We start from the raw sequence: 18523 nt of genomic DNA, 5'->3' as shown, positions 1-18523 counted from the left end.
CACGAGAGCCCCGATGCCGCTTTTCGGCACGGACGGCGTGCGAGGACTTGCCAACGGCATCCTCACCGCCGACCTCGCGCTCACCCTGGCCCAGGCGACAGCTGTCGTCCTGGGCCAGGGCCGCACCGCTGAGGCGCGCAAGGCCGAGGGCAAGCGACTGTCAGCAGTCGTCGCCCGCGACCCGCGCATCTCCGGTGAATTCCTCGTGGCCGCAGTGTCTGCCGGCCTCGCAGCATCCGGTGTCGACGTCCTCGACGCCGGCGTTATCCCCACTCCGGCCCTGGCGTTCCTCGTCGCCGACCACGATGCCGACTTCGGCGTCATGGTGTCCGCGTCGCACAACCCGGCACCAGACAACGGGATCAAGATCTTCGCCCGCGGCGGTGTGAAGCTCCCCGATGAGGTCGAGCAGCGCATCGAAGCCGCGATGGCGGGGGAGAAGCTTCTGCCCACCGGCGGGTCCGTCGGACGCATCGAGCGGTTCTCCGATGCGGAGGACCGCTACGCACTGCACCTGCTGGGTTCGCTGCCGCACCGGCTCGACGGCATCCACGTCGTTCTCGACTGCGCGCATGGCGCAGCATCCGGTGTCTCGCCCGAGACGTTCAACGACGCCGGCGCGAACGTGACCGTCATGGGGGCAGAGCCCGACGGCACCAACATCAACGACGGCGTGGGCTCGACGCATCTCGACAAGCTCGCTGAGGCCGTCGTGCGTCTCGGCGCCGACGTCGGTATCGCCCACGACGGCGATGCGGACCGCTGCCTCGCAGTGGACGCCGACGGCAACATCGTCGATGGCGACCAGATCATGGCCATCCTCGCGGTGGCGATGAAGGACCGCGGACACCTCACCGACAACACGCTCGTCGCGACGGTCATGAGCAACCTCGGACTGCACAAGGCGATGAAGGACAACGGCATCACCGTGCGCCAGACCGCTGTCGGCGACCGCTACGTGCTCGAAGACATGAACGCCGGCGGCTACGCCCTGGGAGGCGAGCAGTCCGGCCACGTGATCATGAGTGAGTTCGCGACGACCGGCGACGGCGTGCTGTCGGGCCTGCACCTGGTCGCCGAGATGGCGCGCCAGAAGAAGACGCTCGCGGAGCTCGCGTCGGTCATGACGGTCTTCCCGCAGGTGCTCATCAACGTGCGCGACGTCGACAAGGATCGCTGCGCCGACGACGAGGGCGTGCAGGATGCTGTCGCCGCTGTCGAGGCGGAACTCGGTGACACCGGACGCGTGCTGCTGCGCAAGTCCGGCACGGAGCAGCTCGTTCGCGTGATGGTCGAGGCGGCGGATGCTGAATCCGCACAGTCCTACGCACAGCGCCTTGCGGATGTGGTGAAGGAGCGCCTCGCGCTCTGACGCCCGGCGATGGGGGCGGCTTCGGTCGCCGCCCGCGTCGCGCCGCGGGTGTCGCGCCTCACTCCCGCGGGTGTCGCGTCGTGTCGCTTCAGCGCGGTCGATGCGGCCGTTCGGGCCACCTCCCGTTGCGATGGGCGCGTCTCAGTGCGGCATCAGGCCACCGTGCGCAGCGCCCCGTCCTCCTCGCGGTAGCGTTCGCCCGTCTCGGGGCACACCCACGCTTCGCCGTCGCGAACGAGCGGTCTTCCGGCGCGGCCGACCCAGCCGACGCGGCGCGCCGGAACGCCGACGACGAGGGCGTGCGCTGGCACGTCCTTCGTGACGACGGCCCCGGCAGCCACGAGCGCCCATGCGCCGATCGTCACTGGCGCGATGCACACGGCGCGGCCGCCGATGGATGCCCCTTCTTCGATGGTCACCCCGACCGCATGCCAGTCATCTGCCGACTTCGCCGTTCCGTCCGGATTCACCGCTCGCGGGAACTCATCATTGGTGAGCACGGCCGCCGGCCCGATGAACACCCCATCGGCGAGGCGTGCGGGCTCGTAGACGAGCGCGTAGTTCTGGATCTTGCAGTTGTCGCCGAGGACGACATCCGGCCCGATGTATGCGCCACGACCGATGTTGCATCCCGTGCCGATCCGCGCGCCCTCCCGCACCTGCGCGAGATGCCAGACGCGGGTGTCATCGCCGATGACGGCGCCCGCATCGACGTCAGCGGTGGCGGCGACGAAGACGTCCGCGCTCACGGTCTTCCCATTCCGCGATACCGCCATCCGGCGGCGCGCCACAGCTCCGCGTCGAGACAATTGCGCCCGTCGACGATGATGCGGCCATCGGTGAGTGCGGCGACATCGTCGGGAGACATCTGCCTGCGGTACTCATCCCATTCGGTGACGATCACTATCACGTCGGCGTCACGGAGGGCCTCATCCCGCGACGTCGCGTAGGTGAGCTGCGGATGCAGCGCACGCGCGTTGGGGACCGCCTGAGGGTCTGTGACGACGACACGTGCACCGAGTCCGTGCAGTCGGACAGCGACATCGAGTGCCGGCGAGTCGCGGACGTCGTCGCTGTGCGGTTTGAAGGCGGCTCCGAGCACCGCCACTCGCGTGCCGACAATCGCTCCGCGTGTCTCTTCGAGCACGAGTTGCACCGCGCGCTCTCTCCTGCGGAGATTGATCGCGTCGACCTCGCGGAGGAACCCGACCGAGTCCCGCAGTCCGAGTTCCTCGGCGCGTGCGGCGAACGCGCGGATGTCCTTCGGCAGGCAGCCACCACCGAACCCGATGCCGGCGCCGAGGAACCGTCGGCCGATGCGCACATCGTGGCCGAGTGCATCGGCCAGTTGTGTGACGTCGGCGCCGGTCGCCTCGGCGATCTCGGCCATGGCGTTGATGAAAGAGATCTTCGTCGCGAGGAAGGCGTTCGCGGAGACCTTCACGAGTTCCGCCGTGGCGAAGTCGGTGATGATGAAGGGCGTGTCCTTCTCGAGAGCCTTCCAGTACGCCTCGCGCAGCACTCCCGCTGCCCGCTCGCCTTCAGGACCGCTCCGCACGCCGACCACGATGCGGTCAGGGTCGAGGGTGTCCTGCACAGCCCATCCCTCTCGGAGGAACTCCGGGTTCCATGCGAGCGTCGCGCCCGCCGTCTGCACGATCTCCTCGAGCTCCGTGGCGGTGCCGACGGGAACGGTCGATTTGCCGGCGACGACGTCGCCTTCGCGCAGGTGCGGCGCAAGCTCTGTGAACGCCGCGCGCACGAACCGCATGTCTGCGGCATCCGAGCCAGGCAGCTGCGGGGTGCCGACGGTGACGAAGTGCACGGCGCTGCCGGCGGATTCGGCGATGTCGGTCGAGAAGCGCAGCGCGCCGGATTCCACTCCGCTGCGCAGAAGCTCGGGCAATCCGGGTTCGTAGATCGGCGCCTCACCCCGCCCCAGCGCTTCGATCTTTCGCGGATCGACGTCGATTCCGACCACCTCGTGGCCGATCGATGCCATCGCGGCGGCGTGGACGGCACCCAGATACCCACAGCCGATAACAGAGATTCTCATCGGTTAGTTCCTCCCCCAGTGAAGATAGGCCCATCATGGCGCATCTGAGTGGCGCGCGCATCAACAGCGGGTGCGGATGCAAGTCCGCACAAATCAGGTAGTGACGTGCGCATGCTTTCGGGGCTATACTCCCGAGCGGGGAGACTCGACTGTTCAGCCGGTGCACGCATTCGGTGAGAAGTATGGGTCTTGAAGCTGGGCACGTTCGTCGGTAGGGGTCGACGACGCGTCCTGACTGGGGAAACTGGGGAATGCACGCATCTGGGGAAACGCGCTTCTGCGCTCGCCGACTTGGTCGGCGTGCGCTGTCATCGATCGCCGCGCTCGCAATCATCGTGGGCACGTTGATCGCCATAGACGCGCCCGTTGCGGCCGTCGCGGCGGGCAGCACTTGCGGTGTCGACATCAATCCGATCGTCTGCGAGAACTCGAAACCGGGCACTGACCCGGAGATCTGGGACATCTCAGGAGCGGGCGATCCCAGCATCCAGGGTTTCGCGACTGACATCTCGGTCAACGTCGGCGCGCGCATCGACTTCAAGGTCGACACGGATGCTGCCGACTACACGATCGACGTCTATCGCACCGGCTGGTACCAGGGCCTCGGGGCCCGGTTCATCGATTCGGTCACACCTTCTGCGGCGCTGCCCCAGGTACAGGACGAGTGCATCTCGGACATCACGACCGAGCTCTACGACTGCGGCACATGGGCGGTCTCGGCCTCGTGGGATGTGCCGGCGGATGCCGTGTCCGGCGTCTACGTCGCAAAGCTGACCCGCACCGACAGCGGCGGCTCGAGCCACATCACCTTCATCGTGCGCAATGACGGCAACCACTCGGACATCGTGTTCCAGACATCGGATCCGACGTGGCACGCGTACAACACGTACGGTGGCTCCGACTTCTACCAGGGCGCAGCCAACGGGCGCGCGTACAAGATCAGCTACAACCGGCCGTTCGCCACCCGTGGGCACATGGAAGGTCGCGACTTCTACTTCTCCAGCGAATACGCCACCGTGCGTTTCCTGGAACGCAACGGCTACGACATGAGCTATATCGCGGGACTGGACACAGACCGTCGCGGTGGCGAGCTGCTGAACCACAACGTGTTCCTCTCGGTCGGACACGACGAGTACTGGTCGGGCGCGCAGCGCGCGAACATGGAAGCGGCGCGAGACGCCGGGGTCAACATGCAGTTCCTCACGGGCAACGAGGGATACTGGCGCACCCGCTATGAGAGCTCGTCCGCAGACGGAACCGCGACGCCGTACCGCACGCTCGTCTCGTACAAGGAGACCTGGGGAAACTCCGCCAATCCGGGCGGCGCCAAGATCGATGCGTCCTCGCCGGAGTGGACCGGGACGTGGCGCGACCCACGATTCGCCGACGCCTCACAGGGCGGGCACCTGCCGGAGAACGCGCTCACGGGAACCATGTACATGGTCAACGATGTCTGGCATGCGGTCACGGTGACGGCCGACGAAGGCAAGATGCGCCTGTGGCGCGATACCGGCCTTGACGCGATTCCTGCCGGACAGTCCGAGCCTCTGGGAGATCAGACGGTCGGATACGAGTCGAATGAGGACATCGACAACGGGTTCCGGCCGGAAGGCCTCATCCGATTGTCGACCATGGTCGGCGACACACCTCAGTACCTCCGCGACTACGGCAACACGGTCACGGCTGGGACGACGGAGCACCATGTCACGCTGTACCGTGCGCCCAGCGGAGCGCTGGTCTTCTCATCGGCCAGCGTCCAGTGGGGCTGGGGACTCGACAGCACGCATGACGGTGACCGGCCGGATGCCGACCCTCGAATGCAACAGGCCGAGGTCAACCTGCTCGCCGACATGGATGCCCAACCGAGCACGCTCATGCCCGGGCTGACGCCGGCGTCGAAGAGTACGGACCAGGCAGCGCCCACGGCCGCGATCGTGACGCCGACCGAGGGGCAGCAGATCGCCCACGGCACCACGGTGACCGCCAGCGGAACGGCGGCGGACGTCGGAGGTGCTGTCGCCGGTGTGGAGGTGTCCACCGATGGTGGCGACTCCTGGCATCCGGCGCAGGGCACGACGAACTGGACCTACTCCTACATTCAGCAGGGTGCGGGCCAGGCGACGATCATCGCGCGAGCGATCGACGACAGTGCGAACTACTCGGCTGCGGGCACCACTCGTGGCGTCGCCGTGGCCGGTCCGTACTCCGCGTTCGGCGAGGAAGTCCCCTCCACCCCGTCAGCGACTGACACGCAGGCCGTGGAGCTGGGACTGCGCTTCACCGCCGCGGCAGACGGCTACGTCTCCGGGGTGCGCTTCTACAAGGGCGCCGGCAACATCGGGACGCATACCGGAACACTCTGGTCCGCGGCCGGCGAGCGTCTCGCCAGCGTGACGTTCACCGACGAGACGGCCACGGGATGGCAGTCCGCAGTATTCGACGACCAGGTGCCGGTCACCACTGGTGGGGAGTACGTCGTCTCGTACACGGCTCCGCAGGGCGGGTACGCCTACGTCGACGACTACTGGCCCTATCTTGACCGTGCATCGACACCCGTGGTCGTCACCTCCGGAGTGGGCAGCGCCAGTCCAGGGGTCTATGGCGAGCCCGGAGCGTTCCCCACGCGGACGTACGGCAACTCGAACTACTACGTCGATGTGGTCTTCGATTCCGTCCTCAAGCCGACGGTGCGCATCGCCGCACGCGAACCGGCACCGGGCAGTTCGAGCGTGCCGACGGACACGGACGTGACCGCCGTCCTCACCACCGATGTCGTGTCGGCCGCGCTCACGGTGAGCGACGCCGCGGGCGACCCCGTCGCCGGTACGGGTTCCTATGATGCGGCGACGCGCACGGTGCGCTTCGCGCCGGCCGCTCCGTTCGAGGCATCCTCGACGTATACGGTCGCCATCGATGTCACACCACCCGCGGGGGCGACGCTTGATCTGGGCGGCGCCTGGACGTTCACGACCGCCGCACCGGTCCTGCCCGAGGGGCAGTGCCCGTGCTCGATCTACACCGACCTCGACCGACCGCTGATCTCTGCCGACACGGACTCGGATGCGGTGACTCTGGGCACGCGCTTCACCGTCTCGGAGCCCGGCGTCGTCACAGCCGTCCGCTTCTACAAGGGAGCAGGCAACGGCGGCACGCACATCGGTGCCCTGTGGACGTCGACGGGCGAGAAGCTCGGAGAAGTCACCTTCAGTGACGAGACGGGCTCGGGATGGCAGAGTGCCGCATTCGCCACACCCATCACCCTGCAGCCCGGTACCGAGTACACGGTGTCGTACGCTGCGCCGAACGGACGCTACGCCGTGACACCGTCGGCGTTCGCCGATGCGTACGCGCGCGGCCCGATCACGGTGCCGGCCGACGGCGGCGTATTCACCTATGCAGGCGGCGCGCCGGCGCGCACCACCGCGACGAGCTACTTCGTCGACATCGTCTTCGAAACCACGGTGATCGGTCCGGTCATGACGTCGTCGACTCCTCCTGCGGGGGCGACCGGAGTCGACCGCGACAGTACGATCTCCGCCACGTTCAGCGAGGCTCTGACTTCGACGCCGACGTTTGCGGTCACGGCGAACGGCACGGCGGTCGCCGGAGTCGTCAGCATGTCTGCGGATGCCCGAACGGCCACCTTCGCACCGTCAGCACCGTTCGCGTACGCCGCGGAGATCTCGGTGGGACTGAGCGACGTCAGCGGCGCATCCGGGAACGGCGCTGAGCGGAGCTGGGCTTTCTCGGTCGAACGGGACCCATCGGTCAGCGAGTACGACTTCTTCGGCGCTGAATCGCCCTCCGTCTCTGTGAACGACGCGGCGTCGGTCGAACTGGGGATGTCGTTCCACAGTGCCGTCGATGGTCACGTCACCGCTCTGCGCTTCTTCAAGACGGTCGGAGACACGGCGACCCACACGGGCACGCTGTGGTCTTCGACCGGACAGGCGCTCGCCAGCGTGGTCTTCCAGAACGAGACCGCGTCCGGATGGCAGCGCGCCATGCTATCGAACCCCGTGACGATCTCGGCCGGTCAGACGTACACCGTGTCGTACCTCTCGCCGCAGGGGCGCTACGGCACCACCGCGAACTACTTCTCCGTCGCGAAGACCAGCGGTCCGCTGACGGCGGATGCCGACGTGAACGGCACCTTCCGCTACGGCACCGGCGGGACGATGCCGACGTCGACCTTCGGTGCGTCGAACTACTTCGTGGATGTTGATTTCAGCGCGGGCACGCAGGCCGAGCCTGCGGTTGCCATCGAGGCGAAGAGTCCGACCGGGACAGCTGCCTCGCTCTCCGCCGAGGTGACGGCCACGTTGACGAAGGATGCTTCCGCGCCCACCATCGCACTGGCGGCAGGTGGAGCCGCGGTGGCAGGTGCGAGCGTGTACGACGTCGCGACGAAGACGATCACGTTCACGCCCACGACAGAGCTCACGGCAGCCAGGACCTACACCGCGACAGTGCTGATCGACGGCCAACAGCTTGATCAGTGGGAGTTCACCACTCGCGAGCCGGAGGTCCCCGGAACGAGGGAGACGATCTTCGGCGACGAGACACCGACCAGCGCGTCCGCCGCTGACTCGGATGCCGTCGAAGTCGGCACGGCGTTCACGGTGTCGCGTATCGGCCATGTGACGGCGATCCGCTTCTACAAGGGCGCCGAGAACACCGGCGCGCACATCGGCACCCTGTGGGACGCCGACGGCACCCCGCTCGCCACCGTCAGCTTCTCCGGCGAGACGGCATCAGGCTGGCAGCGCGCAGCACTGTCGGTGCCGGTGCAGGTGTCGCCGGACACCACGTACGTGGTGTCCTACCTGGCTCCGAACGGGGGCTACGCGATCACCTCGCAGTACTTCGCGTCCGACGTGACCAGCGGATCGATCACGGCCCCTGGCGGTTCGAACGGTCGGTTCAGGTATGGGGCGGAAGGCGGGTTCCCGACGCGTACGTGGAACTCGTCGGCGTACTTCGTCGATCCGGAGATCGTGTTCGGGTCGGGCACACCGGATGCGACGCCGACGCCGACGCCGACGCCGACGCCGACGCCCGACCCGACGCCGACGCCGACGCCGACGCCCGACCCGACACCGACACCGACACCGACGCCGACGCCGACCGTCGTCCCGACTCCGGAGCCGGCGGCCGACGTCGTCATCTCGGCGAAGACACCCGTCGTGGATCAGAGCGATGTCGCACCGACGATCACGGTGAGCGCTGTTCTTGCGACGGATGTGCCGTCGGCCACGCTGTCGCTGTTCGCAGGAACGGCGACCGTCGCGGGTGCATCCGGGTACGACGCGGCGACACGAACGGTGACGTTCACTCCCGCGGAGCCGCTCTCCTGGTCGAGCACCTATACCGCGACCGTCGCCGCTGACGCCCCGACGACCATCGCCGATCCGACCTGGAGTTTCATGACGGCGGCGGCCCCGCCGGTCGTCGACGTGACCTCGATCTTCGGCGACGCGACGCCGCAGAACCCATGGTGGGACGACCCGGACGGAGTGCAGGTCGCAACGCGCTTCTCCGTCGACGTCGCCGGCGAGGTGACCGGCGTCCGGTTCTACAAGGGCACCGCGAACATCGGACAGCACACCGGATACCTCTGGAATGCCGACGGAACGAAACTCGCCGAGGTCGAGTTCACCGGGGAGACCGCTGACAACTGGCAGACCGCCACGTTCACCGCACCGATCGCGCTGGAACCCGGCGTCGAGTATCGCGTCGGCCTGTACAGCACGACAGGCAGATACGCGGTCGATCTGGGGACGCTCGCAGCAGACACGGTCGTGGGGCACTTCACGATTCCGGCGAGCGGCAGCTCATGGGTCTACTCCCGCGAGTTCCCGAGCAATCCATCAACCAACAACTACTGGGTCGACGTGCTGTTCGATCCCGTCGAATGACCGAATGACCGAATGACCGAATGACGCATTGACCGTGATGTCACGTATCTGGGGAGAAGTGAGGGGAATCATGACGGAACGACTGAATGTCGCCGTGATCGGCGCAGGGTACTGGGGACCCAATCTCGCACGGAACTTCCGCGCGAGCGCCGAGTGGAATCTGGCCACGATCTGCGATCTCGATATCGAGCGCGCACAGGGGGTCGCGGACGGCGTCGGGGGTGTGCCCGTGACGTCGAGCCTCGACGAGGTTCTCGCCGATCCATCGATCGACGCCATCGCCATCGCCACGCCGGCCCGCACGCACCACCCGATCACGCTCGCCGCGCTCGAGGCCGGCAAGCACGTGATGGTCGAGAAGCCCCTCGCCGATGAGCGGCATCGCGGCGAGGACATGGTCGCGCGTGCGGACGAGCAGGGGCTCGTCCTCATGGCAGATCACACGTACTGCTACACACCGGCAGTGCTCAAGATCCGCGAACTGATCGCCGAGGGGGCGCTCGGCGACATCCTCTTCGTCGACAGCGTGCGCATCAACCTCGGCCTGATCCAGCCCGATGTCGATGTGTTCTGGGATCTGGCCCCGCACGACCTGTCGATCATCGACTTCGTTCTGCCCGACGGGCTCGACACGACGTCGGTGTCCGCGCACGGCGCCGACCCGCTGCGCACGGGCAAGGCCTGCGTGGGTTACCTCGCGATGCCGCTGGCCGGTGGAGCGATGGCGCACATCCACGTGAATTGGCTGAGTCCGACGAAGATCCGTCAGATGGTGATCGGCGGCACGAAGCGCACCCTGGTCTGGGACGACCTCAACCCGCAGCAGCGGATCAGCGTCTACGACCGTGGAGTCGACCTCGCCTCCGTCACGAAGTCGGCATCGACCGTCTCGCGTGACGCCAACATCTCATACCGCCTCGGTGACACCTGGTCTCCCGCCCTGCCGGAGCGCGAAGCTCTCGGCAACGTGGTCTCCGAGTTCGCTGCGGCGATCAGGGAGCAGCGTCCGGCTCGCACAGACGGAGAGGCCGGCCTGCGGGTGCTCTCCGTGCTCGACGCAGCTCGTCGCAGCCTTGCCGCCGGCGGCGCTCCGGCACCCATGATTCTCGACATCCCGGTAAGGAGCGCAGCATGACTGCGATCGAAGGTTCCCGCATTCTCGTCACAGGGGGCGCAGGCACGATCGGCTCGACCATCGTCGACCAGCTCCTCGACGCCGGCGCCGCACACGTCGACGTGATCGACAACCTGGTGCGCGGACGTCGTGCGAACCTCGACGATGCCCTCGCGACCGGCCGCGTCGAACTCGTCGACGGCGACATCCGCGATGCCAAGCTCGTCGACGAGCTCGTCGCCGACAAGGACATCGTGTTCCACCAGGCGGCGATCCGCATCACGCAGTGCGCCGAGGAGCCGCGCCTCGCACTCGAGGTGCTGGTCGACGGCACGTTCAATGTCGTCGAGGCAGCCGCGAAGCATCGGGTGAAGAAGCTCGTCGCGGCGTCCAGCGCATCGGTGTACGGCATGGCCGAGGAGTTCCCGACCACCGAACGTCATCACCACGAGAACAACGACACGATCTACGGTGCCGCCAAGACCTTCAACGAGGGACTCATCCGCAGCTTCCGCGCTATGCAGGGACTGGACTACGTGCTGCTTCGCTACTTCAACGTGTACGGCCCGCGCATGGATGCACACGGCGCGTACACCGAGGTGCTGGTGCGCTGGATGGAGCGCATCGTCGACGGCAAGCCGCCGCTGATCTTCGGTGACGGACAGCAGACCATGGACTTCGTCTGCGTGCCCGATATCGCCCGTGCCAACGTGCTCGCCGCGCAGAGCGACATCGTCGAAGGCACCTACAACATCGCCAGCGGCGCGGAGTCGAGCCTGCTCGAACTCGCCGAATCGCTTCTGCGCGTCATGGGCTCCGACCTCGATGTCGAGCACGGCCCGGAGCGCGCCGTGAACGGCGTGGCACGTCGTCTGGCCGACATCACGGCAGCGAAGCGAGATCTCGGATGGGAGCCGACGATCGACCTGGAAGACGGACTCGCGCAGCTCGTCGAATGGTGGACGCCGCTGCGTGACGAGATCGCCGCGGGTCGGGCAGTGGACGCGCGATGAGCGACCGCATCAACGTCATGGTGCCCTGGCTGGGCCAGGAGGAAGCGGATGCTGTCGCCGAAGCCATCGCGAGCGGCTGGGTGGCGCAGGGGCCGCGCGTCGCGCGCTTCGAGCAGGAGTTCGCGAGCGCGATGGGAGCGCCGTACGGCGTGGCCACCACGAGCTGCACGACGGCGTTGCACCTCGCCCTCGTCGTGGCGGGGATAGGTCCGGGCGATGACGTCGTGATCCCGTCGTTCTCGTTCATCGCGACGACCAATGCTGTGCGGTACGTCGGGGCGACACCCCACTTCGCGGAAGTGGATGCCGTCACCGGAAACGTCACGGGCGACACCATCGCCGCCGCGTTGACACTCGCCACCAAGGCCGTGATCGTGGTCGATCAGGGCGGCGTGCCGGTCGACATCGACGACATCCGCCTCGTCACCGATCCTCTCGGCATCATCGTGGTGGAGGATGCCGCATGCGGCGCCGGCTCGACCTACAAGGGCCGTCCGGTCGGCGCCGGGGCGGACATCGCGACGTGGTCATTCCATCCGCGCAAGCTCCTCACCACCGGTGAGGGCGGCATGATCACGACGGCACGTGAGGACTGGGCGGTGCGCGCCAAGCATCTGCGCGAGCACGCCATGAGCGTCTCCGCGGCAGATCGACATGCGTCGGTGCTGCCCCCGGCCGAGGAGTACAGCGAGATCGGGTTCAACTACCGCATGACCGACCTGCAGGCCGCCGTCGGTCTCGTCCAGCTCACGCGGCTTCCGGCGATCGTCGCGCGTCGCCGCGAGATCGCGGCGCGATACCAGGAGGCGATCACGGGGATCCCCGGGCTGCGTGCAGTCACGGATCCGGTGTACGGCACGAGCAACTTCCAGTCGTTCTGGGTCGAGGTGCTCGAGGAGTATCCGACCGACCGCGACGGGCTGTTGGTGGCTCTGGCGAACTCCGACATCTCTGCGCGGCGCGGCATCATGGCCGCGCACCGGCAGGCGCCCTATCGGGAGATCGCTCCGACGGCCGGGTTGCCCGTCACTGAACGGCTCACCGATCGCACACTGATCCTGCCGGTGTTCCACAGCCTGACTGAGGAAGACCAGGAACGGGTCATCGCGGTGCTGAAACAGCCAGGCGGTGCATCCGCATGACCGAGGCGGAGGGGGTTCTGCTGATCGGGGCGAGTGGACTGGCCAGGGAAGTGCTGGCTGCGGGAATGGTCGGGGTCACGGGCATTCTGGACGACGACACCGCGCTGCACGGCACGGAGATCAGTGGAGTGCCCGTGCGCGGAAGCATCGACTCGGCTGTCGATCGCGACGAGCAGCTGCTCGTCTGCATCGGGCCGAGCACGATTCGTCGCCAGGTGGTCCAGCGGCTTCGCCGGCTCGGTGTCGGCGCAGACCGGTTCGCGATCTTCGCCGCGCGCACCGCTCGGATCGGCTCGACGAGCGACATCGGCGCCGGAAGCATCGTGCTGGACGGCACCGTCATCACGGCGGACGCCACGCTCGGCAGTCATGTCGTCGTCATGCCGAACTGCACGATCACGCACGACGACGTGATCGACGACTTCGCGACTCTCGCGGCAGGAGCGGCCATCGGCGGTTCCGCACGGATCGGCGAAGCCGCCTACGTCGGAATGAACGCCTCTGTGAAGCAGGGCGTGGCCGTCGGCGCAGGCGCCACGGTCGGGATGGGCAGCGTTGTGCTGGTGGACGTGCCTGATCAAGAGATCTGGGCCGGCGTGCCGGCACGACAGCTGGGAGCGGATTCATGAACGTGCCATTCCTCGACCTTGCGGCACAGCAGGCGGAGGTCGCCGACGAGATCCTTCAGGGGTGGAAGTCGCAACTGGAGGCGGCTGCGTTCGTGGGCGGCCCTGAGGTCGCGGCATTCGAACGCGAGTACGCCGCGTACATCGGCGTCGAGCATGTCATCGGAGTCTCCAACGGCACAGATGCCCTTGAGCTCGCCTACCGCGCGGTCGGTGTGCAGCCGGGCGACGAGATCATCATGCCCGCCAACACATTCATCGCGACCGCCGAGGCGGCATCGCGGCTCGGCGCGGTGCCGGTGTTCGTCGACGTGGACGACGATCACCTCCTGATCGACCCGAGCGCGATCGAGGCCGCCATCACCGAGCGGACCCGCGCGATCGCGCCCGTTCACCTGTTCGGTCAGATGGCGCCGATGGAGCACATCACGCCGATCGCGCAGAAGCACGACCTCGTCATCATCGAGGATGCCGCGCAGTCGCAGGGCGCTTCCGGCCCGGCCGGGCGTGCCGGCGCGCTGGGCCGCGTCGCCGCGACGAGCTTCTACCCGGGCAAGAATCTGGGTGCCGCCGGCGACGCCGGCGCGGTGATGACGGATGACCCGGCGATCGCCGACATCGTCAGGAACCTCGGCGGGCACGGCAGCAGCGTCAAATACGTGCATGACCGGATCGGCATGAACGCACGACTGGATGCTGTGCAGGCCACCGTGCTGCGTGCGAAGCTGCGCCGGCTGGACGCCTGGAACGCCGCGCGTCGCGCGGCCGCCGCACGATACGCAGAGCTGTTCGACGGCGTCGACGGCATCCGCACCCCGGCTGTTCGGCCGGGGAACGACGACGTGTGGCACCTGTACGTCGTCCGTGTCGAAGAGCGCGACCGCGTGATGGCGGAACTCGGCGAAGCGGGCATCGGCGTCGGCATCCACTATCCGACACCGGTGCACCTGACCGCGGCCTACCAGGGCCTCGGATACCGCCGGGGTCAGTTCCCGGTGGCAGAGGCGGCGGCCGACAGCATCCTGTCGCTGCCGATGTTCCCGCACCTGACCGCCGACCAGCAGGCCGCCGTGTCCGGTGCGTTGCGTGAAAGCGTCGAACCGAGATGAGCACGAACCGCAGGCGAGACGCGGCCCGGGTCCTCGTCCATCTGAACAGCCTGGAGCTCGGCGGCACGCAGATCAATGCCGTCGACCTCGCCGTCGAGGTCGAGCAGCACGGCATCCACTCGATCCTGGTCGGCTCCGCGGATGCGCTTCCGAAGGGACCGTCGCTTCTCGACATCGCCGAGGAGCGTGGAATCGAGGTCGTGGTCTACGACCCGGCATCGTCGATGCTCGCGCGAGGGCGTCAACTCGCCGCTCTGGCAAAGGCGCACGACGCCGAACTCGTTCACGTGTACGGCTCCTGGGGCGGGGGAGCACGGCCGACGTACTGGAACTTCTCGCGCTTCGGCCGCCGCCCGTGGGCGCAGACGGTGTGGGAGATGGAGGTCTCCCCGAAGATCAAGCGTCGTATGCCGATGATCGTCGGCACCGGCTATCAGCTGGATGACCTGCATGACCGGCCGGGTCTGACTCGATTGATCAGCCCGCCCGTCGACACGGAGCTCGACCGACCGGATCCGGAAGCCGGTGCGGCATTCCGCGTGGAGCATGAACTCGATGGTCCGCTCCTGGTGATCGTCAGTCGGCTCGACCTGAGCATGAAATCAGTGCCCATCGGCATCGCGATCGAGGCGATGCGCGGGCTCGCCACCAAGGCCACTCTCGTCATCGTCGGCACCGGCGACAACGCCCGCCAGCTTCACGCCGCCGGTGAAAGAGTGAACGATGCGGTGGGGCGCGCGGCGGTGCGATTCGTCGGCCCGATGGCGAATCCGCGCCCGGCCTACGCCGCCGCTGACATCATGATCGGCATGGGAGGGTCGGCAGCACGAACGCTCGCCTTCGGTACGCCGCTCATCGCTCACGGTGAGGGAGGCAGAGCAGAGCTCTTCGACGAGTCGACGGCTGAAGCCCTGGCACGGTACAGCTATTGGAGTGACGACGAGGTCGAGCATCCCGTGGAACTCCTGTCCGGCTTCATCGACGACCTCCTCAGCGATCAGCGCAGGCGCGAGGAGCTGGGCGAGTTCGGCCGCAGATTCGCGATCGAGCGCTTCGGGCTGGCGAAGATGGCGAGCGAGCTGGCCGACTTCTATCGTGAGGCCGCCATCTCGTACGGGCTCCGCGGGTGGATCGGAGACCTCCCGTCGGAAGTCTCCATGCTGTCCCAGAAGATCGCCCGCAAGGTCGGCGTGGGTGCTCGTGCCGCAGATGAGGTATCCCCGTGAGCGCATCCGTGGATCCGAATCCGAACACCGTCGAGCCCACGGCCGAGGTCGGGCGTCGCGCCGCAGGGGGCGTGATCTGGCTCACCGCGCAGAAGTGGGTCATCCGCATCTTCAGCTTCGTGACGATCGCGATTCTGACGCGGCTGCTTTCGCCGGAGGACTTCGGCACACTCGCCGCGGCATCCACAGTGCTGCCCTTCTTCTATCTGCTCGCTGACCTCGGATTCGCGGCGTACATCGTGCAGGTGGAAAAGACGACCGAGCGGATGCTGAGCACGGCGTTCTGGTTCTCGATGGGCGCGGGGATCCTGCTGTGCGGGCTGCTCTGGGCGATCGCGCCGATCATGGGGCCGATCTTCGGGAACGATACGGTCGTGCCGGTCTTGCAGGCGCTCTCCCTCTGGGTGATCGTCACCGCGATCGGATCGGTCCCCACCGCCATCATGCGACGCGAGATGCGGTTCGCCGCGATCGCGGCGCAGGGCGCTACCGCGGCAGTGATCGCACAGGCCGCCGCCCTCGTACTGGCCTTCACCGGTTTCGGGGTCTGGGCGCTCGTCGCCCAGACGCTGACCGCGGCCGTCGTGTCCGCGATCCTCATCTGGGTCACGGCCAGGTGGAGGCCGCGGTGGACGTTCGTACGCGCGGACTTCACGCGCATGTCGAAGTTCGGCGGGCAGGTGCTCGGCGTCGAGTTCATCGCGATGCTCCGGGCGTGGGGCGAGGCCGCCGTCACATCAGCGATGCTCGGCGCGGCCGCACTCGGATTCATGAACATCGCCCAGCGACTCGTGCAGATCGTTCAGGACCTCACCGGAAGTGCGATCGTTCCCGTCACGAACGTGGCGTTCGCGCGGATCCGCGAAGAGGTGACCCGTCTGCAGAACGCCTATCTGCGTTCGCTGCGGCTCGTCTACCTGCTGCTGTCGTTGCCATTGACGGTGGTGGCGATCACCGCTCCACTGATGGTGCCGATCGTCTTCGGTGACGGGTGGGGGAAAAGCGTGCCCGTCGCGCAGGTGCTCGCGATCGCGGGCACGCTGTCTGTCGCGGCGTGGCTCGATCATGGTCTCTTCTACGGGCTGGGCAGACCGGGGACGTGGTTCGTGTATGCCTTCATCACCGACGCGGTGACATTCGGCACGACTCTGCTGGTCGCGCGCGGCGGACTCGTCGCGATCGCCTGGGGGTTCCTTGCCGTCGCAGTGGTGGCGACCGTCGTCCGGTGGTTCCTCGTCGCACGCGCACTGAAGATGCGGGTGAGCGCGGTGACACGTCCGTTCCTGTCGCTCGTGATCATCGTCGTGGGGGCGGGTGCCGCGGGCTGGGGCGGTATGGTCCTCACGGCGCAGCTGCCCGGGATCCTGGCGCTCGTCATCGTGGCGACGATCATCGGCGTCGTCCATCTCGGGCTCAGCTTCTTGTTTGCGCGTCGCGCCATCTCGGATGCCGCGTCGCTGCTTGCCGGCACGCGGTTCGGCGCTCGAGTACCGCTGCTCGCACGGCTCGGAGCTGCACGATGAGTCCGCGAGTCCCGGGGCGCACGGGTGGCACTGGGCGGACATCGGCGCGCTGCGAAGCGCTCGTCTTCGGGCTCGTGGTGACGCTCACCGATCTGATCCCCCCGCATTTCCGTTACGGATACGTTCATCGGCTCACCAGGAGGATGTTCCAGCGGACGCTGCCCAAGCTCCCGGCCGCGGTGAGCCGACCGGTGGGGACGCTGCCCTCGACGATGCCGGCAGGCGGTGAGGCACTGACGTGCGCGCTGCTCACCGGAGCGATGGACATCGGCGGAATCGGATCCGTCGTCGAAACGCTGGCCGGCGCGCTTCCTTCGTCCGGCATCCGCGTCGTGGTGCTGTGCACCGATGACGGTGTCCGCGCCGCTCGTCTTCGTTCCCTCGGAATCGAGGTCGTCGTGGTCGACATGTCCACGGCGGCGCCGACTCTGCAGACGATCGCACCCGACGTGGTCGCGTTGCACGGCGCGCCCGAGTATCTGGAGAGTGCAGCGGTGGCCTCGAGGATTCCCCTGGTGCCGGTCCTGCACAACACCGAGATCCACTATTCACGCGCCCGATGGAACCGATTCGCTCGGATCCTGAGCGCCGCCGCCGCCGCAGTCTCCGTCAGCGAGCTCGTCCGAGAATTCCACGTGCGGCACGTATCGCCGGCATTGGCCGGACGTATCCACGTAGTCGCCAATGCCGCGCCACCAGAAGAGGCTCCGCCGCAGGAAGAACGCCGTGCGGCGCGACACGCACTGGGCGAAGTGCTCCGGGCAGACCTCGAGGACGACATCGTCTTCGTCTGTCTTGCCCGCTACGATTCGCAGAAGAACGTGGCCGGTCTCGTATCGTCGTTCCTCTCGCATGTGAAAGACCCCCGGGTTCGTCTCGTCGTCGCCGGTGACCCATCGGACTGGTCCGAGGTTCGTCGAGCGGACGCCATCCGTCGAAGCAGCGCATCCGCATCGCGGGTCACCCTGTTGTCCTCATCCGATGCGCGCACGCTCCTGGCGGCCGCAGACGCGTTCGTCCTCGACTCGTTCTTCGAAGGCTGGCCGGTCGCGGCCACGGAAGCCGCAGCCGTGGGACTTCCGCTCGTCCTCGCCGATTTCGGCGGAGCGAGGGAGCTGGTGGGTGCAGAGGCGGGGTCCGTGCTGGTCGCGAATCCGAGTGGTTCTGCGGGCGGCGTATCGGATGCGGCAGTAGCCAGTGCGCGCCGGCGTAGTCAGCGCCAGCCGAACGCAGCCGAGCTCGGCGCGGCGATCGACGAGGTGGCCGACCGGGTGCGCGCCGGCATCCGTCCGTCACCCGCGCCCACGCGGGCGCTGATGGACGCCATGATTGCAGGGCACGCCGATATTCTTCGGCATGCGGCAGCGTCGGTACGCGATCACGCGGCTGTCGGGGCTGATCGAGTCGAGGGGGATCGAGCATGA

The 18523-nt window shown here is 67.4% G+C and carries 12 protein-coding genes; 10 read left to right on the top strand and 2 right to left on the bottom strand.

Annotated elements, in window-relative coordinates:
* The first annotated feature begins 13 nt into the window (after positions 1 to 13).
* Positions 14 to 1372 (top strand): phosphoglucosamine mutase, encoded by a 1359-nt coding sequence (gene glmM, locus IEV67_RS09280; RefSeq protein WP_188436277.1) that lies wholly within the window; start codon positions 14 to 16, stop codon positions 1370 to 1372.
* A gap of 152 nt (positions 1373 to 1524) precedes the next feature.
* Here the strand turns inward: glmM and IEV67_RS09275 are convergent, their stop codons facing one another.
* Positions 1525 to 2148: an acyltransferase gene (locus tag IEV67_RS09275; RefSeq protein ID WP_188436276.1), complete on the bottom strand. Its 624-nt coding sequence runs from the start codon at positions 2146 to 2148 to the stop codon at positions 1525 to 1527.
* Positions 2118 to 3428: a UDP-glucose dehydrogenase family protein gene (locus tag IEV67_RS09270; protein WP_188436275.1), complete on the bottom strand. Its 1311-nt coding sequence runs from the start codon at positions 3426 to 3428 to the stop codon at positions 2118 to 2120. Before IEV67_RS09270 ends, IEV67_RS09275 begins: the two co-directional genes overlap by 31 nt.
* 335 nt (positions 3429 to 3763) lie before the next feature.
* Here IEV67_RS09270 and IEV67_RS09265 point away from each other — a divergent pair, with 335 nt between their 5' ends.
* The 9 genes from IEV67_RS09265 to IEV67_RS09225 all read left to right on the top strand — a co-directional run bounded on the left by IEV67_RS09265 (position 3764) and on the right by IEV67_RS09225 (position 18523).
* Positions 3764 to 9346 (top strand): DUF4082 domain-containing protein, encoded by a 5583-nt coding sequence (locus IEV67_RS09265; protein ID WP_229702944.1) that lies wholly within the window; start codon positions 3764 to 3766, stop codon positions 9344 to 9346.
* A 70-nt stretch (positions 9347 to 9416) separates the two neighbouring features.
* Positions 9417 to 10481 carry a Gfo/Idh/MocA family protein gene (locus IEV67_RS09260; protein ID WP_188436273.1) on the top strand — a complete coding sequence of 355 codons (1065 nt, stop codon included), beginning with the start codon at positions 9417 to 9419 and terminating at the stop codon, positions 10479 to 10481.
* Positions 10478 to 11473 (top strand): NAD-dependent epimerase/dehydratase family protein, encoded by a 996-nt coding sequence (locus IEV67_RS09255; RefSeq protein ID WP_188436272.1) that lies wholly within the window; start codon positions 10478 to 10480, stop codon positions 11471 to 11473. Before IEV67_RS09260 ends, IEV67_RS09255 begins: the two co-directional genes overlap by 4 nt.
* On the top strand, positions 11470 to 12615 hold the full coding sequence (locus IEV67_RS09250) for a DegT/DnrJ/EryC1/StrS family aminotransferase (RefSeq protein WP_229702941.1): 1146 nt from the start codon (positions 11470 to 11472) through the stop codon (positions 12613 to 12615). The genes IEV67_RS09255 and IEV67_RS09250 overlap by 4 nt, the downstream gene beginning before the upstream one ends.
* The gene (locus tag IEV67_RS09245) at positions 12612 to 13244 is read left to right on the top strand and encodes a NeuD/PglB/VioB family sugar acetyltransferase (RefSeq protein ID WP_188436271.1); all 633 of its coding nucleotides are present in this window, start codon (positions 12612 to 12614) and stop codon (positions 13242 to 13244) included. The genes IEV67_RS09250 and IEV67_RS09245 overlap by 4 nt, the downstream gene beginning before the upstream one ends.
* On the top strand, positions 13241 to 14350 hold the full coding sequence (locus IEV67_RS09240) for a DegT/DnrJ/EryC1/StrS family aminotransferase (RefSeq protein ID WP_188436270.1): 1110 nt from the start codon (positions 13241 to 13243) through the stop codon (positions 14348 to 14350). The genes IEV67_RS09245 and IEV67_RS09240 overlap by 4 nt, the downstream gene beginning before the upstream one ends.
* Complete coding sequence (locus IEV67_RS09235; protein ID WP_188436269.1) at positions 14347 to 15576, top strand: glycosyltransferase; 1230 nt, start codon at positions 14347 to 14349, stop codon at positions 15574 to 15576. The genes IEV67_RS09240 and IEV67_RS09235 overlap by 4 nt, the downstream gene beginning before the upstream one ends.
* The gene (locus IEV67_RS09230) at positions 15573 to 17099 is read left to right on the top strand and encodes a lipopolysaccharide biosynthesis protein (protein ID WP_229702939.1); all 1527 of its coding nucleotides are present in this window, start codon (positions 15573 to 15575) and stop codon (positions 17097 to 17099) included. Before IEV67_RS09235 ends, IEV67_RS09230 begins: the two co-directional genes overlap by 4 nt.
* On the top strand, positions 17096 to 18523 hold the full coding sequence (locus IEV67_RS09225) for a glycosyltransferase (protein ID WP_188436268.1): 1428 nt from the start codon (positions 17096 to 17098) through the stop codon (positions 18521 to 18523). Before IEV67_RS09230 ends, IEV67_RS09225 begins: the two co-directional genes overlap by 4 nt.

Origin of the sequence: Microbacterium murale, from assembly GCF_014635185.1 — a bacterium.
GTDB lineage: Bacteria > Actinomycetota > Actinomycetes > Actinomycetales > Microbacteriaceae > Microbacterium > Microbacterium murale.
Note: the sequence above shows the minus strand (reverse complement) of the source record. Positions and strands in the feature narration are given on the sequence as shown.

Excerpts from the sequence above, each read along its gene's own strand:
- glmM (WP_188436277.1), top strand. The coding sequence starts at position 14 with ATGCCGCTTTTCGGCACGGACGGCGTGCGAGGACTTGCCAACGGCATC.
- IEV67_RS09275 (WP_188436276.1), bottom strand. The coding sequence starts at position 2,148 with ATGGCGGTATCGCGGAATGGGAAGACCGTGAGCGCGGACGTCTTCGTC.
- IEV67_RS09270 (WP_188436275.1), bottom strand. The coding sequence starts at position 3,428 with ATGAGAATCTCTGTTATCGGCTGTGGGTATCTGGGTGCCGTCCACGCC.
- IEV67_RS09260 (WP_188436273.1), top strand. The coding sequence starts at position 9,417 with ATGACGGAACGACTGAATGTCGCCGTGATCGGCGCAGGGTACTGGGGA.
- IEV67_RS09255 (WP_188436272.1), top strand. The coding sequence starts at position 10,478 with ATGACTGCGATCGAAGGTTCCCGCATTCTCGTCACAGGGGGCGCAGGC.
- IEV67_RS09250 (WP_229702941.1), top strand. The coding sequence starts at position 11,470 with ATGAGCGACCGCATCAACGTCATGGTGCCCTGGCTGGGCCAGGAGGAA.
- IEV67_RS09245 (WP_188436271.1), top strand. The coding sequence starts at position 12,612 with ATGACCGAGGCGGAGGGGGTTCTGCTGATCGGGGCGAGTGGACTGGCC.
- IEV67_RS09240 (WP_188436270.1), top strand. The coding sequence starts at position 13,241 with ATGAACGTGCCATTCCTCGACCTTGCGGCACAGCAGGCGGAGGTCGCC.
- IEV67_RS09235 (WP_188436269.1), top strand. The coding sequence starts at position 14,347 with ATGAGCACGAACCGCAGGCGAGACGCGGCCCGGGTCCTCGTCCATCTG.
- IEV67_RS09225 (WP_188436268.1), top strand. The coding sequence starts at position 17,096 with ATGAGTCCGCGAGTCCCGGGGCGCACGGGTGGCACTGGGCGGACATCG.